30 protein-coding genes and 1 pseudogene are annotated in these 23,771 nt (G+C 70.6%); 22 read left to right on the forward strand and 9 right to left on the reverse strand.

The window, feature by feature from the left end:
- Window positions 1-21 precede the first annotated feature (21 nt).
- The 7 genes from C9I47_RS11425 to aqpZ all read left to right on the forward strand — a co-directional run bounded on the left by C9I47_RS11425 (window position 22) and on the right by aqpZ (window position 4,513).
- On the forward strand, window positions 22-429 hold the full coding sequence (locus C9I47_RS11425) for a GFA family protein (RefSeq protein ID WP_111266854.1): 408 nt from the start codon (window positions 22-24) through the stop codon (window positions 427-429).
- A gap of 80 nt (window positions 430-509) precedes the next feature.
- Entirely contained in the window at window positions 510-893 is a 384-nt protein-coding gene (locus C9I47_RS11430; RefSeq protein WP_190238492.1) for a hypothetical protein, read from the forward strand.
- A 38-nt stretch (window positions 894-931) separates the two neighbouring features.
- Complete coding sequence (locus C9I47_RS11435; RefSeq protein WP_145985507.1) at window positions 932-1,294, forward strand: hypothetical protein; 363 nt, start codon at window positions 932-934, stop codon at window positions 1,292-1,294.
- 13 nt (window positions 1,295-1,307) lie between these two features.
- Complete coding sequence (locus tag C9I47_RS11440) at window positions 1,308-1,853, forward strand: phosphoglycerate mutase family protein (RefSeq protein WP_111266856.1); 546 nt, start codon at window positions 1,308-1,310, stop codon at window positions 1,851-1,853.
- 111 nt (window positions 1,854-1,964) lie between these two features.
- A complete protein-coding gene (locus C9I47_RS11445) occupies window positions 1,965-2,825 on the forward strand; it encodes a pirin family protein (RefSeq protein ID WP_111266857.1) in 861 nt (286 codons plus the stop codon).
- Window positions 2,826-3,000: 175 nt separating this feature from the next.
- A complete protein-coding gene (locus C9I47_RS11450; RefSeq protein WP_111266858.1) occupies window positions 3,001-3,477 on the forward strand; it encodes a hypothetical protein in 477 nt (158 codons plus the stop codon).
- Between the two features lie 301 nt (window positions 3,478-3,778).
- On the forward strand, window positions 3,779-4,513 hold the full coding sequence (gene aqpZ, locus C9I47_RS11455; protein ID WP_111266859.1) for an aquaporin Z: 735 nt from the start codon (window positions 3,779-3,781) through the stop codon (window positions 4,511-4,513).
- A gap of 76 nt (window positions 4,514-4,589) precedes the next feature.
- On the opposite strand, the gene C9I47_RS11460 is transcribed toward aqpZ, so the two are convergent.
- From C9I47_RS11460 to C9I47_RS11485, 6 genes are all read right to left on the reverse strand, one after another.
- On the reverse strand, window positions 4,590-4,913 hold the full coding sequence (locus C9I47_RS11460; protein ID WP_211371880.1) for a DUF3861 domain-containing protein: 324 nt from the start codon (window positions 4,911-4,913) through the stop codon (window positions 4,590-4,592).
- Window positions 4,913-5,776, reverse strand: a complete 864-nt coding sequence (locus tag C9I47_RS11465; protein ID WP_111266860.1) for a pirin family protein — start codon at window positions 5,774-5,776, stop codon at window positions 4,913-4,915. The genes C9I47_RS11460 and C9I47_RS11465 overlap by 1 nt, the downstream gene beginning before the upstream one ends.
- Window positions 5,777-5,930: 154 nt before the next feature.
- The gene (locus C9I47_RS11470; RefSeq protein ID WP_111266861.1) at window positions 5,931-6,557 is read right to left on the reverse strand and encodes a LysE family translocator; all 627 of its coding nucleotides are present in this window, start codon (window positions 6,555-6,557) and stop codon (window positions 5,931-5,933) included.
- A 21-nt stretch (window positions 6,558-6,578) separates the two neighbouring features.
- Entirely contained in the window at window positions 6,579-8,756 is a 2,178-nt protein-coding gene (rlmKL, locus tag C9I47_RS11475; protein ID WP_111268106.1) for a bifunctional 23S rRNA (guanine(2069)-N(7))-methyltransferase RlmK/23S rRNA (guanine(2445)-N(2))-methyltransferase RlmL, read from the reverse strand.
- A 17-nt stretch (window positions 8,757-8,773) separates the two neighbouring features.
- Entirely contained in the window at window positions 8,774-9,316 is a 543-nt protein-coding gene (locus C9I47_RS11480) for a hypothetical protein (RefSeq protein WP_111266862.1), read from the reverse strand.
- Between the two features lie 2 nt (window positions 9,317-9,318).
- Entirely contained in the window at window positions 9,319-9,843 is a 525-nt protein-coding gene (locus tag C9I47_RS11485) for an MOSC domain-containing protein (RefSeq protein ID WP_111266863.1), read from the reverse strand.
- Between the two features lie 71 nt (window positions 9,844-9,914).
- Here C9I47_RS11485 and C9I47_RS11490 point away from each other — a divergent pair, with 71 nt between their 5' ends.
- The 5 genes from C9I47_RS11490 to C9I47_RS11510 all read left to right on the forward strand — a co-directional run bounded on the left by C9I47_RS11490 (window position 9,915) and on the right by C9I47_RS11510 (window position 14,460).
- Entirely contained in the window at window positions 9,915-10,481 is a 567-nt protein-coding gene (locus C9I47_RS11490) for an N-acetylmuramoyl-L-alanine amidase (RefSeq protein WP_111266864.1), read from the forward strand.
- A gap of 60 nt (window positions 10,482-10,541) precedes the next feature.
- Window positions 10,542-11,453 (forward strand): acyl-CoA thioesterase II, encoded by a 912-nt coding sequence (gene tesB, locus C9I47_RS11495; protein ID WP_111266865.1) that lies wholly within the window; start codon window positions 10,542-10,544, stop codon window positions 11,451-11,453.
- A gap of 7 nt (window positions 11,454-11,460) precedes the next feature.
- Window positions 11,461-12,378 carry a hypothetical protein gene (locus C9I47_RS17725; RefSeq protein WP_190238493.1) on the forward strand — a complete coding sequence of 306 codons (918 nt, stop codon included), beginning with the start codon at window positions 11,461-11,463 and terminating at the stop codon, window positions 12,376-12,378.
- Between the two features lie 108 nt (window positions 12,379-12,486).
- On the forward strand, window positions 12,487-13,719 hold the full coding sequence (locus C9I47_RS11505) for an RNA polymerase sigma factor (protein ID WP_111266866.1): 1,233 nt from the start codon (window positions 12,487-12,489) through the stop codon (window positions 13,717-13,719).
- Window positions 13,720-13,956: 237 nt separating this feature from the next.
- Entirely contained in the window at window positions 13,957-14,460 is a 504-nt protein-coding gene (locus tag C9I47_RS11510) for a hemerythrin domain-containing protein (protein WP_111266867.1), read from the forward strand.
- A gap of 121 nt (window positions 14,461-14,581) precedes the next feature.
- On the opposite strand, the gene C9I47_RS11515 is transcribed toward C9I47_RS11510, so the two are convergent.
- On the reverse strand, window positions 14,582-15,256 hold the full coding sequence (locus C9I47_RS11515; RefSeq protein WP_190238494.1) for an EF-hand domain-containing protein: 675 nt from the start codon (window positions 15,254-15,256) through the stop codon (window positions 14,582-14,584).
- Between the two features lie 198 nt (window positions 15,257-15,454).
- Here C9I47_RS11515 and C9I47_RS11520 point away from each other — a divergent pair.
- A pseudogene (locus tag C9I47_RS11520) lies at window positions 15,455-16,207 on the forward strand (arginyltransferase); the annotation flags it as partial.
- A 152-nt stretch (window positions 16,208-16,359) separates the two neighbouring features.
- The gene (locus C9I47_RS11525; protein ID WP_111268107.1) at window positions 16,360-17,571 is read left to right on the forward strand and encodes an endonuclease/exonuclease/phosphatase family protein; all 1,212 of its coding nucleotides are present in this window, start codon (window positions 16,360-16,362) and stop codon (window positions 17,569-17,571) included.
- 25 nt (window positions 17,572-17,596) lie between these two features.
- Here C9I47_RS11525 and C9I47_RS11530 read toward each other — a convergent pair whose 3' ends face one another.
- Together C9I47_RS11530 and purT are read right to left on the reverse strand one after the other, a co-directional pair.
- Entirely contained in the window at window positions 17,597-17,878 is a 282-nt protein-coding gene (locus C9I47_RS11530; RefSeq protein WP_111266870.1) for a hypothetical protein, read from the reverse strand.
- A gap of 62 nt (window positions 17,879-17,940) precedes the next feature.
- Window positions 17,941-19,155 (reverse strand): formate-dependent phosphoribosylglycinamide formyltransferase, encoded by a 1,215-nt coding sequence (purT, locus tag C9I47_RS11535; protein ID WP_111266871.1) that lies wholly within the window; start codon window positions 19,153-19,155, stop codon window positions 17,941-17,943.
- Between the two features lie 165 nt (window positions 19,156-19,320).
- Here purT and C9I47_RS11540 point away from each other — a divergent pair, with 165 nt between their 5' ends.
- The 8 genes from C9I47_RS11540 to C9I47_RS11570 all read left to right on the forward strand — a co-directional run bounded on the left by C9I47_RS11540 (window position 19,321) and on the right by C9I47_RS11570 (window position 23,757).
- The gene (locus tag C9I47_RS11540) at window positions 19,321-20,253 is read left to right on the forward strand and encodes a hypothetical protein (RefSeq protein WP_111266872.1); all 933 of its coding nucleotides are present in this window, start codon (window positions 19,321-19,323) and stop codon (window positions 20,251-20,253) included.
- A 126-nt stretch (window positions 20,254-20,379) separates the two neighbouring features.
- On the forward strand, window positions 20,380-21,243 hold the full coding sequence (locus C9I47_RS11545; RefSeq protein ID WP_111266873.1) for an SPFH domain-containing protein: 864 nt from the start codon (window positions 20,380-20,382) through the stop codon (window positions 21,241-21,243).
- A 186-nt stretch (window positions 21,244-21,429) separates the two neighbouring features.
- Window positions 21,430-21,798, forward strand: a complete 369-nt coding sequence (locus C9I47_RS11550; protein ID WP_111266874.1) for a hypothetical protein — start codon at window positions 21,430-21,432, stop codon at window positions 21,796-21,798.
- Complete coding sequence (locus tag C9I47_RS11555) at window positions 21,795-22,013, forward strand: Arc family DNA binding domain-containing protein (protein ID WP_111266875.1); 219 nt, start codon at window positions 21,795-21,797, stop codon at window positions 22,011-22,013. Before C9I47_RS11550 ends, C9I47_RS11555 begins: the two co-directional genes overlap by 4 nt.
- A complete protein-coding gene (locus C9I47_RS11560) occupies window positions 22,006-22,182 on the forward strand; it encodes a DUF4177 domain-containing protein (RefSeq protein ID WP_111266876.1) in 177 nt (58 codons plus the stop codon). The genes C9I47_RS11555 and C9I47_RS11560 overlap by 8 nt, the downstream gene beginning before the upstream one ends.
- A 65-nt stretch (window positions 22,183-22,247) precedes the next feature.
- Window positions 22,248-22,373: a hypothetical protein gene (locus C9I47_RS18085; protein ID WP_262982901.1), complete on the forward strand. Its 126-nt coding sequence runs from the start codon at window positions 22,248-22,250 to the stop codon at window positions 22,371-22,373.
- A gap of 9 nt (window positions 22,374-22,382) precedes the next feature.
- Entirely contained in the window at window positions 22,383-22,913 is a 531-nt protein-coding gene (locus C9I47_RS11565; RefSeq protein WP_111266877.1) for a hypothetical protein, read from the forward strand.
- Between the two features lie 43 nt (window positions 22,914-22,956).
- A complete protein-coding gene (locus C9I47_RS11570) occupies window positions 22,957-23,757 on the forward strand; it encodes a M15 family metallopeptidase (RefSeq protein ID WP_111266878.1) in 801 nt (266 codons plus the stop codon).
- Window positions 23,758-23,771: the final 14 nt, after the last annotated feature.

Genomic DNA, 23,771 nt, shown 5'->3' on the forward strand with positions numbered 1-23,771 from the left:
CGATCAAGGAGGACTGCCCGGATGCCCCAGACCCACGTCGGCTCATGCCTTTGCGGCGCTGTGCGCTACGAGGTGATCGGCGACTTCGAACGCTTCTACCTCTGCCACTGCCAGCACTGCCGCAAGGACACCGGCTCGGCGCACGCCGCCAACCTGTTCTCCTCGCAGGCGACATTGAAGTGGCGCTGCGGCGAGGAGCGGGTGAGGTTCTTCAACCTGCCCTCGACCCGGCACGGCCGGGCGTTCTGTTCGACCTGCGGTTCTGCCCTGCCCAGCCTCCAGGGCGACGGCACCCTGCTGGTGGTACCGGCCGGCAGCCTCGACACTGCGCTCCCCAATACGCCCGATGCCCACCTGTTCATGGCCAGCCGGGCGGACTGGGAAGATCGCATCGACGGTGCCCCGCGACTGGACGCCTACCCAGCCTGAACGACGGCGGCGGTCCGGCGCCGGCAAGCGCGGCGATTCGGTTAGATTGCCGATGTCCTGGAATCACATGGAGGTCGACGATGAGACGCTTGCCAATCCCAGCCCTGCTCGCGGCCCTGCTGCTGCCGGCGCCCGCCGCGCTCGCTCACGACGACGAACGGGTCTTCCACCAGGCCAGCGAACTGGTGCCGTGGTGCAGGCGGGAAGCCGAGGCCCGCTATATCGGACTGGGAATGACGCCCTATCAATGGGCCGCTTCGTATCGCGACCGCGGCAACGTGCTGTATGTGGAAGGTCGGCTGCGCGTCCACAGCGACGACGTAACCGTGAGCTGCCGGGTCGCGCGTGGCGCCCGCGAGCGCTATGCGGTGATCGAGATCGACGACCCCACGCTGCAGGCGGATGCAGCGCCGGACCACGACGGTGGCGTCCAGCCCGTGCACGTCGCGCCGCCTGCGCGCTGAGATGACAAGCGCCGGCCCGGCGGCCGATGATCGGCGCCATGGACCTGCTCCACTCCGCGACCCTGTTGCTGGCCATCGCATCGGCCGCCATCGGACTGGCGATCGCCATCGCCTGCCTGCTGAGGCGCGGGCGCGGGAACCGCTCCGGCCGTCCTGCGCATGCTCCGGGCCGGCGCCCATCGCGCCTCGGGCTGCTTCGCGCCGGCACGATCGCCAACGTCCTGGCGCTGCCGCTGCTGTGCGTGTCGCTCCTGCTGCACCGCTTCTCCGGCCACGGCCCGGACAGCCTGGCGCCGATGGACACGCCGGGATTCCTGGCCGGGCACCCGACCTTCGCGGTCGCCGCCGTGTTGATGATCTCCGCCGCCATCGCGCTGGCGGCCGCCAAGCGAACGGACTGAGGCCGATGCCCCCATGAGAAGTTCCGCATTCCGACGCGGCTGCGCCGCCCTCCTGGCCCTGGCGGCTGTCGCCTGCGCCGGCGTACCCACACCTCGCGGCCCCGGAACCACCGCCCCGGCTTCGCGCTTCGTCGTCGTCCGCCATGCCGAGAAGCAGACGGGCACGGCGGCCGCCTCCGACCCCAGCCTCACCGACGCCGGCCGCCAGCGCGCGGCGCGGCTGGCCGCCTCGCTCGCCGAGGATCCGGTGGTGGCGGTCTACGCGACCCCGTATCGCCGCACCCGCGACACTGCGTTGCCGACCGCGCACATGCATGGCCTGCAGATCACCGAGTACGACCCGCGACAGCCGGCGCCGGCACTGGTCGACGCACTGCGCGACGCGCATCCGCGCGGCACGGTGCTGGTGGTCGGGCACAGCAATACCGCGCCCGCGATCGCCGCCGCCCTGTGCGCCTGCGAGGTCGCAGCGATGGGCGAGGACGAGTACGACCACCGTTACCTCATCGACATCGATGGCGACGGTCGCGTCCGCCTGAGCGACATCCCGTTGCCCTGAGGCCCGGCGGCGGCGGCACGCCTGCGCCTGCAACGCTGTGTCGCGATCCTCGGCGCCCGCCTTCACGCCAGCGGTGCCAAGCTGACGGCTTCCGAATCGCGAAGCCCGACCATGACCACGATCATCGCCCCCCGCACCCACGACCTCGGCGGCTTCCAGGTCCGCCGCGCCGTCCCCACCCTGCAGGCCCGCAGCGTCGGCCCGTTCGTGTTCGTCGACCACATGGGGCCGGCCCTGTTCGAGCCCGGCCGCGGCATCGACGTGCGCCCGCATCCGCATATCGGACTGGCGACGGTGACCTTCCTGTGGTCAGGCACGATCAACCATCGCGACACCCTCGGCAGCGTGCAGGACATCAACCCCGGCGACGTCAACTGGATGACCGCCGGCCGCGGCATCGCCCATTCCGAGCGCACTCCGGCGGCGCTGCGCGAGGGCAGCCACCCGCTGCACGGCATGCAGACCTGGGTCGCGCTGCCGCTGGCCGACGAGGAAACCGCCCCGTCCTTCCACCACCACCCCGCCGCGACCCTGCCCCAGCAGCGCCGCGACGGCAGCTGGCTGCGCGTGGTCGCCGGTCGCGGCTTCGGCGAGGAGGCGCCGGTGAAGGTCTTCGCCGACACCCTGTACGTCGCGATCGACCTCGATGCCGATGCCGAACTGGCGCTGGACGATCGCCATGCCGAACGCGCGCTCTACGTGCTGGAGGGCGATGCCCAGCTCGACGGCGCCGACATCCCGGAAAAGCACCTGATCGTGCTCGACCCCGGCCGCCGTGCCCGCCTGCGCGCGAAGACCCCGCTCAAGGCGATGCTGCTGGGCGGCGAGCCGCTGGATGGCCGTCGCCACCTGTGGTGGAACTTCGTCTCCAGCTCGAAGGAGCGGATCGAACAGGCCAAGCAGGACTGGCTGGAAGGCCGGTTCGGCAAGATCGAGGGCGACGACGAGTTCATCCCCCTGCCCGACCATTGATCGGCCACCGGCCGGATCATTTCCGGAATCGTGACGCGAATCGCGCATTTGGATTTGTTCATGATTTGTCAAGACCCCCTCGACTGCATTATGGTCGTGACGTCGGTCACGCGTGGCCGACACGCCCATACCGGAACACACACAGACCGGAGTCATGCGGTAACCAGGGGGTTTCATGAAGATGGGGACACGTTGCAAGACGTTCTGCGTGCTGAGCCTGCCCTTGCTGGGCCTGCTCTCGATCACGGATGCGCACGCACAGGATGTCCAGGGAGGGTGTCCGGAACTTCCGGCCGATACCGGGCTGACCTGGGAATACCAGGGCATGGGAGACGCCGACTTCTGCCGCGCCATGCGCGATGACGGCAGCGAGGCCTTCGGCATGTACATCTCCAAGGACCCGGCGTTCGAGCCCAAGCGCTCGAACAGGGCCGAGGACGGGAGGATCGACGGGCATCAGGTGGTCTGGTATCGCAGCGAACTGGCCGGCAAGCCGGACGTGATCGCCCGCGAGACCCTGCTCGAGGTGGGCAAGAACCGCGTCGCCCACATCTGGGTCCAGGCCCAGGACGAGCAGCAATTGCAGGAGTCCTACCAGCAGACCTCGACCCTGCGATTCGATCCGCAGCAGCGGCAGTTGAGCAGCAACTGAGCGGGCGGCCCCGGGCCGGGATCAGCGTGACCGGAGCGGCGCCTCGTGATGGAGGCGCCGCGACCGGCCGCCACCACGACGGACGCAATGCGTCGGGATCGCATCGGCCGAGCCCCGGTCCGGGCCCGGCACAGGCGCGTGCGTGCGCCAACGGCCGCCCCTTGTGAGCGCAAACCGCCGCCGCACACCGTTTAACCAATTTGGAACACGCATGCACGGTCTTTGATCTAGCGTCGGCAGTGGCCGCTGTCCGGCAGTGCGCGGCACTGGCCGACCACCTCTACTTTCGGGGAGAAAGTCCATGATCAAACGACTCGGTGCGGAGTTCATCGGCACGTTCTGGCTGGTGCTGGGCGGCTGCGGCAGTGCGGTGCTGGCGGCCAATTTCGGGGGCGATGGCAATCCCCTGGGCATCGGCCTGCTCGGCGTATCGCTGGCATTCGGCCTGACCGTGCTGACCGGCGCCTACGCGTTCGGGCACATTTCCGGCGCGCACTTCAATCCGGCGGTGAGCTTCGGCCTGTGGGCCGGCGGACGCTTCCCGACCCGCGACCTGCTGCCCTACATCGTCGCCCAGGTGCTCGGCGGGCTGTTCGCCGGTTTCATCCTCTGGCAGATCGCCAGCGGCTCCGCGGCCTTCGCGCCCGACCCGGCGGCGGCCGGCAACTTCGCCAGCAACGGCTTCGGGCCACTGTCGCCGGGCGGCTACACCGTCGCCGCGGCGTTCCTGTGCGAGGTGGTGATGACGGCGATGTTCCTGGTCGTGATCATGGGTGCGACCCATAGCCGGGCACCGGCGGGCTTCGCCCCGATCGCGATCGGCCTGGCACTGACCCTGATCCACCTGATCAGCATCCCGGTGACCAACACCTCGGTGAACCCGGCCCGCTCGACCGGCGTGGCGCTGTTCGCAGGCTCAGGCGCTCTGTCGCAGTTGTGGCTGTTCTGGCTGGCGCCGATCCTCGGCGGCCTGCTCGGCGGCTTCCTCTACAAGGCACTGGGCCCGGAGCGGCCGGACGTGGTCGGCGACAACTGAGTCCTGCCGGAAGCATCGACAAGGCCGCGCCCACGGGTGCGGCCTTGTCGTTTCCGGTGGATCGCCGCGCCGGCCTTCAGTCGACCGCGCCGGGACCGCCACTCCCGGCCGCCGCCTTCAGTCGGCGGATGAAATCGCCCAACGCCGGCTTCAGCGATTGCAGCAGGGCGTCGTCGCGGTTGCGCAGGACCGCCTCGCTCAACAGCTTCAGCCCGACCGCGAACGCGGCCGCCTCGTCGTCGCTGGCGAAGCGGCCGCCGGCGCGCTGCAGGCCGACGATCCGGAACAGGTCGTCATGATTGCCGTCCTCGAACACCAGCGGCGGATGCAGTGTCGCATCCGCGCGCGGTGCCGCCAGGTGCTCGACCGTGATCCGGTAACGATGCTCGCGCACGGCCATCAGAACCGGCCCTCCTGGAAATCGACAAAGGCCTGCATCAGCTCCTGCTTGGTGTTCATCACGAACGGGCCGTAACGGGCGACCGGCTCGCGCAACGGGCGACCTGCGACCAGGATCAGCCGCGCCGGCGTCGCGCCGGCAACCAGGCGCAGGCGCTCGCCGCCGCCGAGCACGGCCAGGGTCTGCGTCGGCAGCGCGCGCGCATCCTCGCCATCGCCGACCGTCGCCTCGCCCTCGTAGGCATACGCGAATGCGTTGTGCCCCTCGGGCAGGTCGTGGCTCCAGACCGCACCGGGTTCCAGCGCGATGTCCAGATACACCGGATCGGTCGCCGGCTGCGCGATCGGCCCGCGGGTGCCGTCGACCTCGCCGGCGATCACCTTCACCGACACCCCGGGTGCCGGCTCGACCTGCGGAATCCGCCCGGGAGCGAACTCCTGATACTTCGGCTCGCTCATCTTGGCGCTCGCCGGCAGGTTCACCCACAGCTGGAAGCCGCGCATCCGGCCCTCGTCCTGCTCGGGCATTTCCGAGTGCACCAGCCCGCGCCCGGCGGTCATCCACTGCACGCCGCCGGGCACCAGCACGCCCTCGTTGCCATGGTTGTCCTTGTGCCGCATGCGGCCGTCGAGCATGTAGGTCACGGTCTCGAAGCCGCGATGCGGGTGGTCCGGAAAGCCGGCCAGGTAGTCCTCGGGACGGTCGGTACCGAACTCGTCCAGCAGCAGGAACGGATCCAGGTCCGGCAGCGCCGGGCCGCCGATCACCCGGGTCAGGCGGACGCCGGCACCGTCCGAGGTCGCCTCACCGCGCACCAGTCGGTTGACGCGGGCATTGCGGCGGTCGGCAGCGGTCGTGGTCATGGGAGTGTCCTCATCTGGGCGCCGGGATCGGCGTTGGACACAGGATGCGCCGCCATTATCGAAACGGAGCACCCATCAACACGGATATTAGTTCCAATACCGGAACAATGACTGCGCGCCCGCCGCGTTCAGGACCGGCCGCCGCCGCCCGGGTTCAGCTGCCGCGGGCGAACAGGATGCGCAGCCCGAAGCCGAGCATCAGCGTGCCCAGGGCGCGGTCGACCCAGTGCCCGATCCGCTGGAAGCGCCGCCGGACCGCCGGCTTGGACAGCAGCAACGCCACCGTCGCGAACCATCCGAACTGCACCAGCATCATCCAGACACCGAGCAGGACCAGTTGCACCGCCGGCATCTGCGGCGACAACACCAGGGTGAACAGCGACAGGAAGTACAACGGCGCCTTCGGGTTGATCGCATTGCAGGTGAAGCCCATCGCCACCAGCTTCAGCGCCGGCCGGCGCTCGGGCGCCGGCGCCGCCTCCATCGGCGGTGCCGGACGGCTGCGCAGCCCGCGGATGCCCAGATAGATCAGGTAGGCGGCCGCTGCGTACTTGGCGACGGTCAGCCACACGCTGGACTGGCTGACCAGCGAGGCCGCGCCCAGCGACGAGTAGACGATGTGGATCGACAGCCCCAGCGCGATGCCCAGCGCGCACAGCACGCCGGCGCGGCGGCCATGGACCAGCGACTGCTGCGAAACCAGCACGAAGTCCGGCCCCGGCGCGGCGGCGGCCAGCAGATGCACGACGGTGACGGTCAGGAAGGCCTGCCACAGATCCATGGGAGTGCTCCGTACGGCGGTTCAGTCTGGCTGCCGCGGGCGCAGTCGCCAACAGCGGTGTATGCGCGGATTGCGTTCGAAATCAGGCGGGATCGTCGACGCGCTGATCTCCTCGCATTCGGCGAATGCCGCCACCGCCGCCTCATCGAGACGGAAACGACGGAAGTTGTTGGAGAAGTACAGCACCCCGTCCAGCGCCAGTCGTGCGATCGCCAGCCGCAGCAGCTCGACGTGCCGCGCCTGCACGTCGAAGTCGTCGGCACGCTTGGAGTTGGAGAAGGTCGGCGGATCGCAGAACACCAGCCCGTACCGGCCCCGGTCGGCAGCCAGCCACGCCATCACGTCGGCCTGGACCAGGGCATGGTCGCGGCCGCCGATCCGGTTCGCGGCGAGATTGTCGGCGCACCACTGCAGGTAGGTCGCCGACAGGTCGACCGTGGTGGTCGCGGCCGCGCCGCCGACCGCCGCCTGCACGGTGGCGGCGCCGGTGTAGCCGAACAGGTTGAGGAAGCGCTTGCCGCGCGCCTCGTCGTGCAGGCGCTGGCGCATCGGCCGGTGGTCGAGGAACAGACCGGTGTCGAGGTAGTCGAACAGGTTGACCCGCAAGCGTGCCGCGCCCTCGCGCACCTCGACGAACTCGCCGCGCTGGTCGAAGGCGCCGTACTTGCTGCCGCCCTTGCCGCGCGCGCGGGTCTTGATCGCCAACTGCTCGCGCGGCACCGCGAACACCTCGCGCGCGGCGGCCAGCAGTTCGTTGCGGCGACGGCGCTGGTCGGCCTCGGGGATGCTCGCCGGGGCGGCGTATTCCTGCACGTGCAGGAAGGTGCGTGGCGCGGCGTCCCGATCGTCGGCGGCGATGTAGACATCGATCGCGGCGGCGTACTCGGGCAGGTCGGCATCGTAGACGCGGAAGCAGTCGATCCCGCCCTGTCGGCGCCAGGCCTTCAGCTTGCGCAGGTTCTTGCGCAGCCGGTTGGCGACCATCGTCGCGCCTTCGTTGAGCTCGCGAGGGCCCTCGTCCGCGCGCGCCGCGGGACGGATCGGATCGACCGCGATCAGCGCGCACTCGATCGCGCCGTTGAAGACCGGATAGACCTTGGCCGCGCGCAGGCCGGTGGCGCGGGCCAGCTCGGCATCGCCGCACAGCAGGCTGGCACGCCAGTCCGGCACCGCGCGCTTGAGCGCATCGCCCAGCGCGCGGTACAGCGCCGGGTCCGCGGCCAGGCGGGCATCGTAGGGTGGGTTGCAGACGACCAGACCGGGCGCGTCGGCGGTCGGCAACATCGCCGGCTCCAGCGTCGTCACGTCCGCCACCTGCCAGTCGATCGCATCGCCCACGCCGGCCCGCGCGGCATTGTCGCGCGCGGCGCGGATCGCCTGCGGATCGATATCGCGGCCGCAGAAGCGCCGCGGCAGCGCCGCCCGCCCGGCCTCGGCGCGCGCCTGCGCCTCCTCGACCAGCGCGCGCCAGCATCCGGCGTCGAACCCGCGCCAGCGCGTCGGCGCCAGCCCCTCGTAGCGGGACAGCCCCGGCGCGGCATCGGCCGCGATCAGCGCGGCCTCGATCACCAGGGTGCCGCTGCCGCACATCGGGTCCAGCAGTGCGCCACCGGCCGCCTGGACTTTCGGCCACTGTCCGCGCAGCAGCACCGCCGCGGCCAGAGTCTCCTTCAAGGGCGCCTCGCCCTGCTGGCGGCGCCAGCCGCGCCGGTGCAGCGGTCCGCCGCCCAGGTCGACCGACAGGATCGCGCGGCCCTTGCGCACGACCAGGTTCAGGCGCAGATCGGGCATCTCCAGATCGACGTCCGGACGTGTGCCGGTGGTCTCGCGCATCGCGTCGACGACCGCGTCCTTGACCCGTTGGGCGGCGTAGCGCGCGTGGGTGATCGCGGTGCCGGAGACATGCGCATCGATCGCGATCGCGTGGCGCGGTTCCAGATGCGCGGCCCAGTCGATCGCGCGCGCGCCGGCGTACAGCGCCGCCTCGTCCGGACATTCGAACTCGGTCAGCGGCCACAGCACCCGGCTGGCCAGCCGCGACCACAGCACCGCCCGCTGGGCATCGGCAAGCGAGCCCACGGCGTTGACGCCGGCGATGGTCGCCTTCGCCGACGTACAGCCCAGCGCGAGCAGCTCGTCGGCGAGCAGGTATTCCAGGCCCTTGCCGCAACTGGCGAAGAAGCGCTGGTCGGCGCCCATGTTCGCGATATCGGCGCTCATGCGCGGGCGGCTCCGTCCAGCGAACGCAGCAGCGCGGCGAAGGCCTCGGCACTGGCCTCGACGTGACCGGAAAGACGGTGGCTGTCGTCGACCAGCAGCAGGCGGGCATCGCGCGACTGCGCCCAGCCAACGACCTCCGCGGCCGGGATCAGCTCATCGTGCCAGCCGTGGACGATCGAGGTCGGCACGGCGGCGCCATCCAGGCGCGGCGCCTCGCCCATCCGTACCGGCGGCGCCATCAGGAACAGGCCCACCACCGGGACCCGCAACGACACCTGCCCGGATATCCACGCCCCCAGACTGGAGCCGGCCAGCAACAGCGGCCCGCGCGCCGCGGCGGCATCCGCCAGCGCGAGCAGGCGCTGCAGCCGCGCCGGCACGTCGCCCAGCTCGCTGACCTCGCGGCGGGCATCCAGGTCGCTGTAGTCCGGTCGCTCGTGGCTCCAGCCCGACCGTTCGGCGACCTCGGCCAGGGCGGTGACCTTGGTCGCGTCGGGGCCGCTCTCGAAACCGTGGGAAAGAATGCAGTGCCCGCGCATGTTCAATCGTTCCCGCCACCGTCGGCGCTGGCCGGCAGCGCCTCCACCGTATCGCCGAGCGCGAACGCGCCGCCCTCGACGATCCGCGCGCACAAACCGCCCATGCCGCGCATCGCGTTGTAGCCGCCGGGACCGAGCGCGTCTTCCATCCGCGAGCACGGGTCGCAGGGGTCGGTGCCTTCCAGGACCACCCCACCGATGCGGAAGCGGCGCCCCTTCAGCGCGACCAGCGGAATGCCCGAGACCACCAGGTTGCGACGCAGCGTCATCGGCTCGACCACAAGGTGGCCGGCCAGCGCGGCGATCGCCGGCAGGTGCTCGGCCTGGATCAGGGTCACCCCGCGCTTGCCGCTGCCACCGCCGTAGCGGTCGCCGGCCAGGCCACCACCGGCGCTGGCCTCGACCCGGTCTACGACCTGCATCGGCACGTCGCGGGCGGGACGCAGGCCGATCCATTCGACCCGCCCGGCGCGGGGCAGGTTGGCCATCAGTTTGCCGAGTGCGGAGTCGGCGGGGGGCTGGGACATGGCGGATTCCGGTAGGCGCGGCGGCGTGCCCGGGGCACGGCAAAGCCGGGAGCGGATGGTAGCATCCGGCCATGCCGGCCCCCTCCATTGTTCATGCGCCCCTGCCCTACCAGGACCGCCTGCAGACACGCGACACCGCCACGATCGATCTGGTGGTGATCCATTGCACCGAGCTGCCCGATCTGGCACTCGCCCGCGAGTTCGGCGAGCGCATCCACTACCCCGGCAGCGGCACCGGCAACAGCGGGCATTTCTACGTCGACCGCGACGGCAGCGTGCAGCAATGGGTCGACATCGCCCGCATCGCCCACCACGTGCGCGGCTACAACGCCCGCTCGATCGGCATCGAGCTGGTCAACCGGGGACGCTGGCCGCACTGGCACGACGCCGCCCACCAGGCGATGGACGAGCCCTACGGCGATGCCCAGATCGCGAGCCTGACCGGCCTGATCGGGCAATTGCGCATGCAACTGCCCTCGCTGCAACTGATCGCCGGCCACGAGGACCTGGACACCGACGAGATCGAGGCCCGCGACGATCCCTCGCTGCTCGTGCGCCGCAAGCGCGACCCCGGGCCGATGTTCCCGTGGGCGCGGGTGTTGGCCGCGCTGCCGCTGCGGCGCCTCCCGTCCCCCTGAGGCGGCCGGCCCCGCCGGGGCGGCCGCTATACTGGCCCGCCCTGCCGTCGATGCCCGCGCATGACTTCCGCCGCCCCCGAACCCGTCGTCCACGAGCTCGTCGAGCTGCTGTCGCTCGAACGCCTGGAGGACAACCTGTTCCGCGGCCAGAGCCGCGACATCGGCACCAAGTACGTGTTCGGCGGCCAGGTGCTGGGCCAGGCGCTGTCGGCCGCGCAGGCGACGATGAAGGAGCCGCGCGCGGCGCATTCGCTGCACGCCTACTTCCTCAAGGCCGGCGATATCGAGGCGCCGATCGTCTACCAGGTCGATCGCACCCGCGACGGCGGCAGTTTCTCGGTGCGCCGGGTCACCGCGATCCAGCACGGCCAACCGATCTTCTTCCTCGCAGCCTCGTTCCAGAAGGAGGAATCCGGCGCCGAGCACCAGTTGTCGATGCCCGAGGTGCCGATGCCCGAGGACATCGCCCCGGCACCGCCGGTGCCCGACGCGGTGATGGCCAAGCTGCCGACCAAGATCCAGCGCTGGCTGTCGCGCGGCGGCCCGTTCGAGTTCCGCCACGTGTATCCGCGCGACGAGCTCAATCCGCCCAAGCGCCCGCCGTTCCAGCAGGTCTGGTTCAAGCTCGCGGAGAGGGTTGGCGATGCGCCCGAACTGCATCGCGCCCTGCTCGCCTACGCCTCCGACTTCCATCTGCTCGGTACCGCGACCTTCCCGCACGGCATCAGCTACTACCAGCCGAACGTGCAGATGGCCTCGCTCGACCACGCGCTGTGGTTCCACCGAGCGTTCCGCGCCGACGACTGGCTGCTGTATTCGATCGACAGCCCCAGCGCACAGGCCGGTCGCGGCCTGGCGCGCGGACAGATCTTCGACCGCGAGGGCCGGCTGGTGGCCAGCACCGCCCAGGAAGGTCTGATCCGGGTGGTCGCCGACGCCGACGCCGCGCGCCACGTTCCGGCCAAGGGCTGAGGCCCGCATGCGCCAGGTATTCAGCAGCCCGCGTCTGGAGAACGTCGAAGGCGTCGCCCGTCTGCTCGAGGACGCCGGCATCGAGGTGCGGATCACCGACGGCCGGTCCTATCGCGGCAACCGTCGCGGCACCTTCAGCTATCGCGACGCCGATGTGCCCAAGCCGGCGGTCTGGGTGGTCAAGTCCGACGACCAGGTCCGCGCCCGCGAGATCCTGCGCGAGGCCGGCCTGATCGACTCCACCCGCCATCGCGACAGCTTCGTCGCGACCTTCCGCGGCGATGATGCGCAGGTCGCCCAGGCCGATGCGCGCCGACGCCGGGTCGTGCGGATCAAGTACGGCCTGCTGGCCGTGCTGCTGGTCTCCGCCGGGGTGATGACGGTATCGATGATCCGCAACCGGCCGCAGCCGCAGGCGGCGGCGGAAACGGAAGCGGCGGCGCCGGTGCCCGCGGCCTCGCCGGACGCGCCGGACACGCCGCAAGCCCCCTCGCAGGCACTGGAACCGCCGTTCGACGGCAGCGCCCGAGCCACCCCGCCCGCGGTCGCCGAGGCGATCTTCGCCCGCGAACTGCCGCGGTCGCGCCTGGACATCGCCTGCCTGTCGATCGACGGCCGCGATGCGCCGGCGCCGATGATCGAGTCGCTGCAGGCGGCACTGCCGGCCGACGGCGCGCTGCGGCTGGTTTCCGCCTCCGCCTGCGTGCGCAATGCCGAGGAAACCGAGGGCAGCACCCATGCCGCCAGCGGCCAGCCGGCACTGATCGTCGACGTCAGCTACTTCCGCCCTTCCGCCGCCGATGCCGGCGTCGCCGACTTCAGCGCCTATCACCACCGGATGTTCGCCAACTACCGCACCCTGGAAGTGCGCCGGATCGACGACCGCTGGCAGGTGACCGCGGTGCCGCGCGACGTCGCGATCTGATCCATTGCCGCGGGGGTACGACCGGGGCCGGCGTCACCGGCGGTCACATTCACCGTGCCGGCCCGTCCTGGTTGCGACCGTGCATGCCGCACGCCCCACGAGCCCGCCATGAGCGCCCATCCGGCCCTCGACTTCGACGCCCCGATCGACCGCCTGATCGCAACCCACCTGCCCGCCGCGCGCCGCGGCGACCGCGACGCCTACGCGCGGATCGTCGTCGCCTGCCAGAGTCCGGTCACCGCGATCGCCCTGGCGATCGTGCGCGATGTGCCCACCAGCGAGGACATCGCCCAGGAGGCGTTCCTGAAGGCCTGGCAGGGCCTGGACACACTGAAGAACCACGCCAGCTTCCTGCCCTGGCTGCGCCAGATCACCCGCAATCTCGCCCGCGACTACCTGCGCGCGGCACGACACCGGCCGATGACCGGCGAAGGCGCCGAGGTGGCGATCAACATCGCCGCCGACCCGTCGCCCTCGCCCGCCCAACGGATGCTGCAGACCGAGGAAGAGCGGGCCGCCGCCGACATCATCTCGACGCTGCCGGAAGACAGCCGCGAAACCCTGCTGCTGTACTACCGCGAAGGTCAGCGCTCGAAGCAGGTCGCCGCCCTGCTCGGCCTGAGCGACGCCGCCGTGCGCAAGCGCCTGTCGCGGGCGCGGGCACAGGTGCGCGAACAGATGCTGGCGCGGTTCGGCGAGTTCGCCCGCAGCAGCGCGCCCGGCGCGGCCTTCACCGCCACCGTGATCGGCGGACTGGCGCTGGCCTCGCCGGCGGTCAGCGCGGCCGCTGCGATCGGTTCCGGCCTGCTCGGCGGAGGTGTCGGCAAGCTGGGCAGCGGCGCCGTGGTCGGTTCGGGCATGTCCGGAGGCGTTGCCGGAGGATCGCTGGCAATGACGTTGAAGCCCCTGTTCCACGGCGCGTCGGCGAGCGGCGCCTTCATTGGCGGCGCGATCGGCGGCCTCGCCGGCTGGGCGTTCACCCTGTGGTACATGTTGCGCTTCGCGCGCAACACCGACGACCGCCGCCGCATCCACCGCTTCTTCTGGATGCATACCAGCACCGCCGCGGTGTGGGCGGTCGCCATGATGCTGACCAGCCAGTCGACGCGCGGCTGGGCGCCGCTGAGCGCGGTCACGCTGGTGGGGCTGGCGGTGATGAACTACCAGTGGCTGGTGCCGATGCAGCGGATGATGGCGCCGATGCTGGAGGATCCGGCCAACCGCCGCCTGCTCCGCTGGTATCCGTACATGCTGGGCCGAAGGGCGATGGCCGCCGCCAGCCTGATCGCCATCGCGGGAATGGCCTGGGCGATATGGAGAAGCGGCGGCTTCAACGCTTGAGCCATCGCACCGTCGCGCGGGATCTGCGATGTCGATGATGCGGAGTTGACGACGCCTTCACGACGCAGCGGCGACTCTGCGGGAATCTGGGGGGTGCGATCGTGCATCGAAGCCGGTCCGGACGACGGCAAACTGCGCCACTGATCACATATCCACCTGTTGGTCGCAGCACCTGCGGCCGACAGTGTCGATACTGGGCTGTCTATTCAGCGGCCAACCTAACAGGGGAGCACCACCATGGGTTTTTTTGACAGGCTGTTCGGCAAGAAGGAGTCCCAGCCGGCGCCCGTAGCGACGCATCATGCCGGGACACCACGCGGCATCAGCTACGACCCGACGCTGATCGAACGGCTCAAGGGTGATCACGAAGATCTCGTCGCGCTCTACCAGCGCATCGGCACCCTGCTGGAAGCCGGCCAGTTCGGCGATATCCGCAGCGAACTGGTCAACTTCAAGACCCGCTTCGAGGCCCACATCCTGACCGAGAACGTGCGGTTCTACGTGTACCTGGAACAGAACCTCCCGGACGCGCACGACATGGAACTGATGCGCGACTTCCGCCGCGAGATGAACACCATCGCGCGCGGGGTGGTCGACTTCGTCAAGAAGTACCAGTTCGCCGCGTTCGACGCGACGGTCCGCGAGCAGTTCGTCAATGACTACGGCGCGGTCGGCGCCCTGCTCGCCCAGCGCATCGAGCGCGAGGAGAGCAACCTGTATCCGCTCTACCAGTCGGCCTGATCCATCCCGGGCACGGCCGCCGAGCGGCCGCACACCGACACGGCGGCGCCGGCCGGGCACGATGCCCGGCCGGCGTTGTTTTTTCCGGCGCCGCCTCCGCGGCCGGCGCCGGGCCCGGGCCTCAACGCTTCGGGTGCAACTCCTCGCGGCTCAGGTAGCCATCGCGGTTCTCGTCCATGAAGGCGAAGGCCTTGGCCATGCGCGGCATGCCGGCCTCGACTTCGGAACGGCTCAGGCGGCCATCGCCATTGCTGTCGATCTCCTTGAACCTGGCCTCGCGACGCTCGGCGGCCTTGGCCGTGCGCTCGGCGCGCTTGCGCTCGTGGTGGGCGCGCAGCTCGCTGCGGACGATGTAACCGTCGCGGTTGCCGTCGATGTCGTCGAAACGCTCGGCCAGACGCGGCATGTCGGCGGCCTCGGCCTTGCTGATGCGGCCGTCCTGGTTGTCGTCGAGCGCGACGATGCGCTGCATGCCGCCGTGGCCGCCACGGCCGCCGCGACCGCGGTGGTGGCCACGGCGCGCCGGCCGCTCGCCGGCGTCGATGCGACCATCGCCGTTGCGGTCGAGCTTGTCGAAGTGCTCGGCCAGGCGCGGCGCCGCGGCCGCCTCGTTGCGATCGATCGCGCCATCGCCGTTGGTGTCGAGCCTGTCCATGCGCTGCTGCGGGCCGCGCCAGCCCGCCACGATGTCGTCCTCGGCGCCCGCGGCGAAGGCGGTGCCGGCGATGGCGACCAGGGTGGCGACGGCGAGGGCCGCGACCACGGGGGTGGAACGGACGTGCTTGTAAGATTTCATCGGGTGATCTCCGGTTCTCGGCGCGTCGGATGAGGGCGTATTCGGACTGCACTGCATGCGCCGTTGTCCCCATCAACGTCCGCGCACCGTTTGCGTTGACAACAAGGGTCCAATGTCGCGCCGGGACGATTCAGGCAATGGACAGCGGACGACCGCCCGATCCGCACCGACGGCCCCCGCAGGCCCTAGACTGAGCCCATGGGCAAGACACCCGCCCCCGACGACAACGACCTGCGCCTGTTCCACACCGGCGAGCACGCTTGCGGCTACTGGCCCGAACGCGCCGCGCGCGACCTGGTGCTCGATCCGCGCGACCCGCGCCTGGCGCAACGCTATCCGCTGGCGCTGGAATGGGGCTTCCGCCGCTCCGGCGACATCGTCTACCGGCCGCACTGCCACGGCTGCCGCGCCTGCGTGGCGGTACGCATCCCGGTCGACCGCTTCCGGCCAAGCCGCAGCCAGCGCCGCTGCCTGAAGCACAACCGCGACATCGAGATGCGGATCTGCCAGCCGGTGCGCACCGACGAGCAACTGGCGCTGTACCGGCGCTACCTGGCCGCGCGCCACGCCGGCGGCGGCATGGACGGACACGGCGCGGTCGAGTTCGACCAGTTCCTGGTCGGCAGCTGGAGCGATGGCCGCTTCATGGAGCTGCGCGAGGCCGGCCCGCCGCGTCCGGGCCGATTGCTCGCGGTCGCGGTCACCGATGTCACCGAAAATGCGCTGTCGGCGGTGTATACCTTCTTCGACCCCGACTTCACGCAACGCGGCCTCGGCACGCTGGCGATCCTCAGGCAGATCGAGTGGGCCCGCCGCGAGCGCCGCAGGCACCTCTACCTCGGCTATTGGATCGCCGGCCACGCCAAGATGGACTACAAGCGCCGGTTCCATCCGCTGGAAAGCTTCGACGGACGCGGCTGGCACGCCTTCGAGGAAGCCGACGGCGCATCGGACAAGCGGCTCGACGACGGCACCGCGCCGGTCGGCGGCACCCCAAACGACAACGACAACGACTCCGGCACCGCATGACCCGCATCCACAGCCGCTTCCTGACGCCCCAGCGCACCGCCTCCGCCATCGCAACCCTCGCCACCGGTCTCGCCATGCTGGCGCTGGCCGGTTGCCTGCGGGTGCAGGCGCACCGCGCCCCGGCCCCCGCAGAACCGATGACCGCCCGACCGACGACTCCGCTCCGCCTCGCCACCTACAACACCTCGCTCTACGACGAAGCCACCGGCGGCCTGATCGCCCGGCTCGAACGCGGCGACGCCGATGCCGGGCGGATCGCCGCGGTGCTGCAGCGCGTGCGCCCGGACATCGTCCTGCTCAACGAGTTCGACTACGACGACGGCCACCGCGCCGCGGAGTTGTTCCAGCGCCGCTATCTGGAGCTCGCCCAGCCCGGCGGCGGCGAGCCGCTGCGCTATCCGTACCGCTACCTCGCCCCGGTCAACACCGGGGTGCCGAGCGGACTGGACCTGGACGGCAACGGCGAGGTCGGCGGCGACGGCCGCGCGCGCGGCAACGATGCATGGGGCTACGGCCTGCATCCCGGCCAGTACGGCATGCTGGTGCTGTCGAAGCACCCGATCGATGCCGACGCGGCGCGCACCTTCCAAGGACTGAAGTGGAGCGCGATGCCCAATGCGCGCCAGCCGCACGATCCGGCCACCGGCGCGGCGCACTATCCGCCGTCGCTCTGGTCGCAGCTGCGGCTGTCGTCGAAGTCGCACTGGGACGTGCCGGTGAAGCTGCCCGGCGGCACCCTGCACGTGCTCGCCGCGCACCCGACACCACCGGTGTTCGACGGCCCCGAGGACCGCAACGGCGCGCGCAACGCCGACGAAATCCGGCTCTGGCGCGAATACATCGACGGCTCTGACGCGCCCTGGCTGTGCGACGACGCCGGGCGCTGCGGCGGCCTCGGTGCCGATGCCCGCTTCGTGATCGTCGGCGACCTCAACAACGACCCGTCCGATGGCGACGGCGACCATGGCGCGATCCTTGAGCTGCTCGAGCATCCGCGGGTGGCGCGGATGCCGACCCCGCGCAGCGACGGCGCGGTCGCGGCGGCCGCGCGCTATCGCAACATCTCCCGGCATGGCGCCCCCGCGCACGCGACCGGCGACTACGGCGAGCGCGTGGGCACGCTGCGACTGGACTACGTGCTGCCGTCGACCGGCATGGCGGTGCGCGACAGCGGCGTGTACTGGCCGCAGCCCGACCAGCCCGGCGCCGAGCTCGTCGGCGCCAGCGACCACCGCCTGGTGTGGGTCGATGTCGAGTGGAGCAGCGACGGCGCGAGCGGGCGCTGAGTGCCGACGGCGGGCGCCCGGCGGCTCAGTGCGCCGAGCGCGGCCCGAAGCCGAAGGATTCCTCGTTGCGCGCCGACACCACCATCCGCACCATGCTGGCCGGCACCATCAGCTCCAGCTCGACCATCTCGCCCTTCTCGGTGCGGCCGTCGAGGATCATCTTGATGAAGGCGCCACCAGTGTCGATTTCGCGGCACATCACGTGCTCGCCGCCGACCTCGCCCTGCAGATAGGGCTTGATCGCGCCTCCAAGCGCTTCGACGGCCTGGGGAAACAGGAACACGGCATACCCGCGGGTGTCGTTCATCGGATCTCCTTGATCGGTTCGAACAGTACTCGGTAGTCGCCGGCCAGCCTGCCGGCATGGCATCAGCGCAGCTCGACCTTCAGCCGCTCGGCCGCCTCGCGCGCAACGGCGCGGGCCGCGTCGACGTCGGCGCCGTGCGCGAGGGTGACCGCGACCCGGCGCTGCCCCTCCACCCTGGGCTTGCCGAACAGGCGCAGTTGGGTGCCCGGCGCGGCCAGGGCGGCGTCGACGTGCGAGAACACCGGCACCCCATGTCCCTGGGCCAGCACCGCGCAGGACGCGGTCGGGCCGACATGGGCAATCCAGCCGTCGCCATCGGCATGGATCGGCAGACCGAGGATCGCGCGCGCATGCAGGGCGAACTCGCTGAGCACCTGCGAGGCCAGGGTGACCAGGCCGGTATCGTGCGGACGCGGCGAGACCTCGCTGAACCAGACCTCGTCGCCCTTGACGAACAGCTCGACCCCGAACAGGCCCCAACCGCCGAGATCGTCGGTGATCGCGCGGGCGATCCGCTGCGCGCGTTCCAGCGCGCGCGCCGACATCGGCTGCGGTTGCCAGCTCTCGCGGTAGTCGCCGTCGCGCTGCAGGTGGCCGACCGGCGCGCAGAACGCGGTGCCGCCGGCGTGGCGCACGGTCAGCAGGGTGATCTCGTAGTCGAAGTCGATGAAGCCCTCGACGATGCAGCGACCGGCGCCGGCGCGGCCGCCGGTCTGCGCGTAGTCCCAAGCGGTCTCGATATCGGCCTCGCCGCGCAGGGTGCTCTGGCCCTTGCCGGAGGACGACATCACCGGCTTGACCACGCACGGCAGCCCGACCTCGGCGACCGCGGCGCGGTAGTCCTCGACACTGTCGACGAAGCGGTACGGCGAGGTCGGCAGCCCCAGGGTTTCGGCGGCGAGCCGGCGGATGCCTTCGCGATCCATGGTCAGGCGCGCGGCGCGCGCGGTCGGGATCACCCGGATGTCCGAGCCGCGCTCGGCAAACTCGCGCTCCAGCTCGACCAGGGTCTGGGTGTGGATCGCCTCGATCTCCGGCACGATCAGCGCCGGCCGCTCGCTGGCGACCAGGTCGCGCACCGCCTGGCCGTCGAGCATGTCCAGCACGTGGCTGCGATGGGTGACCTGCATCGCCGGCGCGTCGGCGTAGCGGTCGGCGGCGACCACCTCGACCCCGAAGCGCTGCAGCTCGATCGCGACCTCCTTGCCGAGCTCGCCCGAGCCCAGCAGCAGGACCCGGAAGGCGTGGGGCGAGAGCGGAGTTCCAAGGGTGGTCATGCCGGGGGCCTCGATGGCGGGAATTGGGGCATTAGTCTAACTTCCACGGCCCGCCGGCCCGACCCGCTTGGGTGCCCGGCGGGGCCATGCCATCCTTCGGCCATGTCGCCAATGCCGCCATCGCCGCATCGCAGGAGCGCCCCGCCCGGCGGACGCGGCCCGCGCATGGCCGCGATCGCACTGGGACTGGCGGTGGCGCTGGCCGGCTGCGGCGATCGCGGCAGCGACGCCGACGCCCCCGGCCATCGCTGGATGGGCATGCTGCTGGACCCGCAGATGAACGAGATCAGCGGCCTCGCCGTGTCGCGCCGCCATCCCGGGGTGATCTGGATGCACGACGACGGCGGCAATCCCGAACGCCTGTTCGCCACCGACGAGAGCGGCAGCCGGCTGGCGACCTTCGGGGTCGAGGGCGTGACCAAGACCGACTGGGAAGACATGGCCAGCTTCGAGCTGGACGGCACCGCCTATCTGCTGGTCGCCGACACCGGCGACAACGGTGGCCTGCGCCGCAGCCTGCAACTGCACGTGTTCGAGGAGCCGGAGACGCTGGAGAACGCGCGCCTGACCCCGGCCTGGTCGATCGCCTTCCGCTGGCCCGACGGCGCACGCGACTGCGAGGCGGTCGCGGTCGACGCCGAGGCCGGCCAGGTCCTGCTGGTGTCGAAGAAGCGCACCCCGCCGGAGCTGTTCTCGCTGCCGCTGCGGCCGTACGGCACCGGCCTGCAGACCGCCAGTCCAATCGGCGAGCTGGCCGGGGTGCCGACGCCGGCGACGGACCTGCCGGAAAACGCCTCGCGGCGCCTCAGGGTCGAGCACCAGGTCACCGCCGCCGATGTCGCTACGGACGGCCGCACGCTCGCGGTGATGACCTACAAGGACCTCCTGCTGTACCCGCGCATCGGCGCCGAGGGCTGGGGCCAGGCGGTCTCGCGCGCACCGACGCTGGTGGCCCTTCCATGGCTGCCGCAGGCCGAGGCGATGGGCTGGAACCGCGACGGCAGCGGCGTGTTCGCGACCGGCGAGTTCATCCCGGCACCGCTCTACCTGATCCGCGCGCCGTCCCGCGACGGTGGCGACGATCCAGCAAGCGACTGATTTCAAAATAAAAACACAGAGAAGTCTGGCGTAGCGGAGGTGCCGGGCGGCAGCGCTTGCCCTATTCCTATTGACTTGATATCAATTTGATATCAAATTATCAGGCATCCACTCGAGGACACCGCCATGAAGGAAAATCCGATCCGCTCCCTGCCCGGCATCCCGCTGCTCGCGGTCCTGCTGCTCGTGGTCCTGCTGGCCGGCTACGCCGCGGTACGCGCGGTCGCCACCGACACCCCGGCCCTGCTGCTGGTCACCATCCCGCTGATCATCGGCGTGGTCTTCATGCTCGCCGGCCTGTACACGGTGCAACCGAACCAGTCGGCGGTGCTGAGCCTGTTCGGCAAGTACGTCGGCACCGTCCACGACAACGGCCTGCGCTGGAACAACCCCTTCTACAGCAAGCGCAAGGTGTCGCTGCGGGTGCGCAACTTCGAGAGCGGCCGGCTCAAGGTCAACGATCTCGACGGCAGCCCGATCGAGATCGCCGCGGTGATCGTGTGGAAGGTGGTCGACTCGGCCGAGGCGGTGTTCAACGTCGACGACTACGAGAGCTTCGTCCATATCCAGTCGGAGGCGGCGTTGCGCGCGATGGCGACCAGCTACCCCTACGACCAGCACGAGGACGATCAGATCTCCCTGCGCAGTCATCCCAACGAGATCTCCGACCGCCTCAAGGTGCACCTCGACGAGCGCCTGACCTCGGCCGGCGTTGATGTGCTGGAGGCGCGCATCAGCCACCTCGCCTACGCCCCGGAGATCGCCCAGGCGATGCTGCAGCGCCAGCAGGCCAACGCGGTGATCGCCGCACGCACGCGGATCGTCGCCGGCGCCGTCGGCATGGTCGAGATGGCGCTGGAGGAGTTGCAGAAGAACGGCGTGGTCGACCTCGACGAGGAGCGCAAGGCGGCCATGGTCAGCAATCTGCTGGTGGTCCTGTGCGGCGACCGCAGCACCCAGCCGATCGTCAATGCCGGCACGCTTTACTGATCGCGCATCCGTGCGCGAGAACCCGCACGTCCGTGTGCGGCCTTCTCAATCAATCGCGCATCCCTGTACATGAGCCCGCGCTTCCGGGGCGGCCTTCTCAATCAATCGCGCATCCCTGCGCAAGAGCACGCGCTTCCGGGGCAACTTTCTCAACCAATCGCGCATCCCTGCACTCGATACCCACAGATGACCGACCTCCTGATCCCCACCATCCTCGCCACCAGCAGCCTGCCGATGTTCGCGATCGCGTTCCGGGTCGGCAGCGGCGACCTGCACTGGCTCAACGGCCTGGATGCGCGGCGCCTGCGCGACCCGCAGCGGGTCGCGGCACGGATGGCACGGCTGCTGGCCCTGGTCGGTGTCGCCCTGCTGCTGGGCGCGGCCGGGATGTACTGGGCCGGTGAGCAACAGTCGCGCCTGGCCCTGGTCACCATCGCCCTGCTGGTGGCGGTCAACGGCCTGGGCGTCGCGCTGCTGGTGGCGGTGCGCCGCGCCCGCCACGACTACCTGCCGCCGCAGGGACACGATCCGGGCAACGGGGACGACCCCTCGTGAGCGAGAAGAAGAAAGCCTATCCGCTGCGCATCAACGCCGAGGTCCTGGCCGCGGCGCAACGCTGGGCCGACGACGAACTGCGCAGTCTCAATGCCCAGATCGAATACGTGCTGCGCGATGCGCTGCGCAAGGCCGGCCGCCTGTCGCAGCCCCAGCCCCCCCCGTCGCCGCCCCCCGCGGACGACGCCCACGATGGAGAACCCCAGGATGAGTAACCGCTGGCAGCACAAGATCGTCGCGGTCGCGTACAAGCTGTTCAACGACCAGACCGAGCGCGTGCAGCAGGAACTGGACAAGCACGGCCAACAGGGCTGGGAACTGGTCACGGTGATCCAGTCCAGCACCACCCACGAGATCCGGCTGTTCTTCAAGAAACCCGTCTGAGCGCCGCGCGCCCACGCGCGATCGCCCACCTCGCCCCGACATCGGGACAACCGCAGGAGGCCCACATGTTGCACATCGTCAGACTGATCCAGCGCCGTCATCCCGAGCGCGCCCGCGGCATCGTCGCGGCGCTTGTCATCGCCTCGGTTCTCCTGCTGCTGACCGGCCTCGCGCTGCGCTGGGCCGGCTGAGACGTGGCCATGCGTGAGTTCACCGTCACCCCGCCCGGCACTGTCGCCTGGATCGGCCTGACGCTCCTGCTGGCGGTGCCGCTGGTGCTGATGACCGCCGGATTGACGATCGGCGAGGCCTGGCAGGAGCCTTCGGCATGGCTCGCTCCGGCGCTGCTGGTCCCGGTCGCCGTCGGCCTGCCCTGGCTGCTGCGCCGGCGCCGGGTCGCCCTCCGGGACCATACCCTGATCGTCCAGGCCGGCTTCAACACGCGCCGGGTCGACGTGCGCGAACTCGCCCTGGACAAGGCGCGGGTGGTCGACCTCGACGAGCGGATCGAACTGCAGCCGGTACTGAGGGGCCTGGGTACCGGCCTGCCCGGCTTCCGTGCCGGCTGGTTCATCTCGCGCGGCGATTTCAGCCGGATGTTCTGCCTGCTCACCGACCGCCACCGGGTACTGTGGCTGCCGCTGCGCGACGGCCCCGGGGTGTTGTTGTCGCTGCAGCAGCCGCGGCAACTGCTCGATGCGCTGAACACGCTGGCGCCGCCTTCGCACTGAACGCGTCGATGACGCCTGCCGGTCGCGGCGCTAAGCTGGGCGCATGCGCGGCACGCCCGACATCCTGATCAACAGCGCCGAGATCGAACTGTGGCCGGCGCGGCGGCTGCGCGCCCGCGGCAACCGCGACGCCCGTGCCCTTGCCCGCGCCCGCTATGTGCTGCGACGCAAGCGCGATGGCCACTACCTCGCCGCCGAACTGGACGAAGGCCTGTTGGCCCTGGTCCCGCGACTGGCGCGCGAGCCGGGCCTGGACGAAGCGCTGGCGGCGCTGGAGGCGGTCCCCACGCATCGCCGCAGCGGCATCGAGCGCGTCGGCGAATTGCCGCTCGCACGGCTCGAACAGCGGTTGCGGGTACTGGGCCTGGACCACGGCTACGGTGAGCGCACCGGGCTGCCCCTGGTCGCCGAACCCGACTGGCTGGCGCTGGCCGGTTTCGACCGCTACCGGCGACCGCTGTGGCTGCACGTCGAGGCGGCCCGGGGCTGGCGCCACCTGCAGGCGGAGGCGCTCGCCGACGGCATCGTCCTGGAGGCGATCTCCGGCTACCGCAGCCACGACTACCAGTTGGGCATCTTCGAGCGCAAACGCGCGCGCGGCCTGGAGGTCGAACAGATTCTGCGGGTCAACGCCGCCCCCGGCTACAGCGAGCACCACTCCGGACTCGCGCTGGACATCGGCGCCCCGGGCGAGCCGCCCGCCGAGGAATCGTTCGAAGACACAGAAGCGTTCGCCTGGCTGTGCGACAACGCCGCCGGCCACGGCTTCACCATGAGCTATCCGCGCGACAATCCCCACGGCATCGTCTACGAGCCCTGGCACTGGGCGTGGCATCGCGCCTAGGCAGGCCCGGTCGG

Source organism: Marilutibacter maris (assembly GCF_003233695.1).
GTDB lineage: Bacteria > Pseudomonadota > Gammaproteobacteria > Xanthomonadales > Xanthomonadaceae > Marilutibacter > Marilutibacter maris.

Bases quoted from the DNA above. Each gene is read 5' to 3' on its own strand.
- C9I47_RS11440 (WP_111266856.1), top strand. From the start codon at position 1,308: ATGAGAAGTTCCGCATTCCGACGCGGCTGCGCCGCCCTCCTGGCCCTG.
- tesB (WP_111266865.1), top strand. From the start codon at position 10,542: ATGACTTCCGCCGCCCCCGAACCCGTCGTCCACGAGCTCGTCGAGCTG.
- C9I47_RS11465 (WP_111266860.1), bottom strand. From the start codon at position 5,776: ATGACCACGACCGCTGCCGACCGCCGCAATGCCCGCGTCAACCGACTG.
- C9I47_RS11485 (WP_111266863.1), bottom strand. From the start codon at position 9,843: ATGTCCCAGCCCCCCGCCGACTCCGCACTCGGCAAACTGATGGCCAAC.
- C9I47_RS11460 (WP_211371880.1), bottom strand. From the start codon at position 4,913: ATGGCCGTGCGCGAGCATCGTTACCGGATCACGGTCGAGCACCTGGCG.
- C9I47_RS11425 (WP_111266854.1), top strand. From the start codon at position 22: ATGCCCCAGACCCACGTCGGCTCATGCCTTTGCGGCGCTGTGCGCTAC.
- aqpZ (WP_111266859.1), top strand. From the start codon at position 3,779: ATGATCAAACGACTCGGTGCGGAGTTCATCGGCACGTTCTGGCTGGTG.
- C9I47_RS11540 (WP_111266872.1), top strand. From the start codon at position 19,321: ATGGCCGCGATCGCACTGGGACTGGCGGTGGCGCTGGCCGGCTGCGGC.
- C9I47_RS11570 (WP_111266878.1), top strand. From the start codon at position 22,957: ATGCGCGGCACGCCCGACATCCTGATCAACAGCGCCGAGATCGAACTG.
- C9I47_RS11565 (WP_111266877.1), top strand. From the start codon at position 22,383: ATGCGTGAGTTCACCGTCACCCCGCCCGGCACTGTCGCCTGGATCGGC.
- C9I47_RS11445 (WP_111266857.1), top strand. From the start codon at position 1,965: ATGACCACGATCATCGCCCCCCGCACCCACGACCTCGGCGGCTTCCAG.
- purT (WP_111266871.1), bottom strand. From the start codon at position 19,155: ATGACCACCCTTGGAACTCCGCTCTCGCCCCACGCCTTCCGGGTCCTG.
- C9I47_RS11510 (WP_111266867.1), top strand. From the start codon at position 13,957: ATGGGTTTTTTTGACAGGCTGTTCGGCAAGAAGGAGTCCCAGCCGGCG.
- C9I47_RS11490 (WP_111266864.1), top strand. From the start codon at position 9,915: ATGCCGGCCCCCTCCATTGTTCATGCGCCCCTGCCCTACCAGGACCGC.
- rlmKL (WP_111268106.1), bottom strand. From the start codon at position 8,756: ATGGGCGCCGACCAGCGCTTCTTCGCCAGTTGCGGCAAGGGCCTGGAA.
- C9I47_RS18085 (WP_262982901.1), top strand. From the start codon at position 22,248: ATGTTGCACATCGTCAGACTGATCCAGCGCCGTCATCCCGAGCGCGCC.
- C9I47_RS11530 (WP_111266870.1), bottom strand. From the start codon at position 17,878: ATGAACGACACCCGCGGGTATGCCGTGTTCCTGTTTCCCCAGGCCGTC.
- C9I47_RS11545 (WP_111266873.1), top strand. From the start codon at position 20,380: ATGAAGGAAAATCCGATCCGCTCCCTGCCCGGCATCCCGCTGCTCGCG.
- C9I47_RS11450 (WP_111266858.1), top strand. From the start codon at position 3,001: ATGAAGATGGGGACACGTTGCAAGACGTTCTGCGTGCTGAGCCTGCCC.
- C9I47_RS11430 (WP_190238492.1), top strand. From the start codon at position 510: ATGAGACGCTTGCCAATCCCAGCCCTGCTCGCGGCCCTGCTGCTGCCG.
- C9I47_RS11515 (WP_190238494.1), bottom strand. From the start codon at position 15,256: ATGAAATCTTACAAGCACGTCCGTTCCACCCCCGTGGTCGCGGCCCTC.
- C9I47_RS11480 (WP_111266862.1), bottom strand. From the start codon at position 9,316: ATGCGCGGGCACTGCATTCTTTCCCACGGTTTCGAGAGCGGCCCCGAC.
- C9I47_RS11560 (WP_111266876.1), top strand. From the start codon at position 22,006: ATGAGTAACCGCTGGCAGCACAAGATCGTCGCGGTCGCGTACAAGCTG.
- C9I47_RS11505 (WP_111266866.1), top strand. From the start codon at position 12,487: ATGAGCGCCCATCCGGCCCTCGACTTCGACGCCCCGATCGACCGCCTG.
- C9I47_RS11435 (WP_145985507.1), top strand. From the start codon at position 932: ATGGACCTGCTCCACTCCGCGACCCTGTTGCTGGCCATCGCATCGGCC.
- C9I47_RS11550 (WP_111266874.1), top strand. From the start codon at position 21,430: ATGACCGACCTCCTGATCCCCACCATCCTCGCCACCAGCAGCCTGCCG.
- C9I47_RS17725 (WP_190238493.1), top strand. From the start codon at position 11,461: ATGCGCCAGGTATTCAGCAGCCCGCGTCTGGAGAACGTCGAAGGCGTC.
- C9I47_RS11470 (WP_111266861.1), bottom strand. From the start codon at position 6,557: ATGGATCTGTGGCAGGCCTTCCTGACCGTCACCGTCGTGCATCTGCTG.
- C9I47_RS11525 (WP_111268107.1), top strand. From the start codon at position 16,360: ATGCTGGCGCTGGCCGGTTGCCTGCGGGTGCAGGCGCACCGCGCCCCG.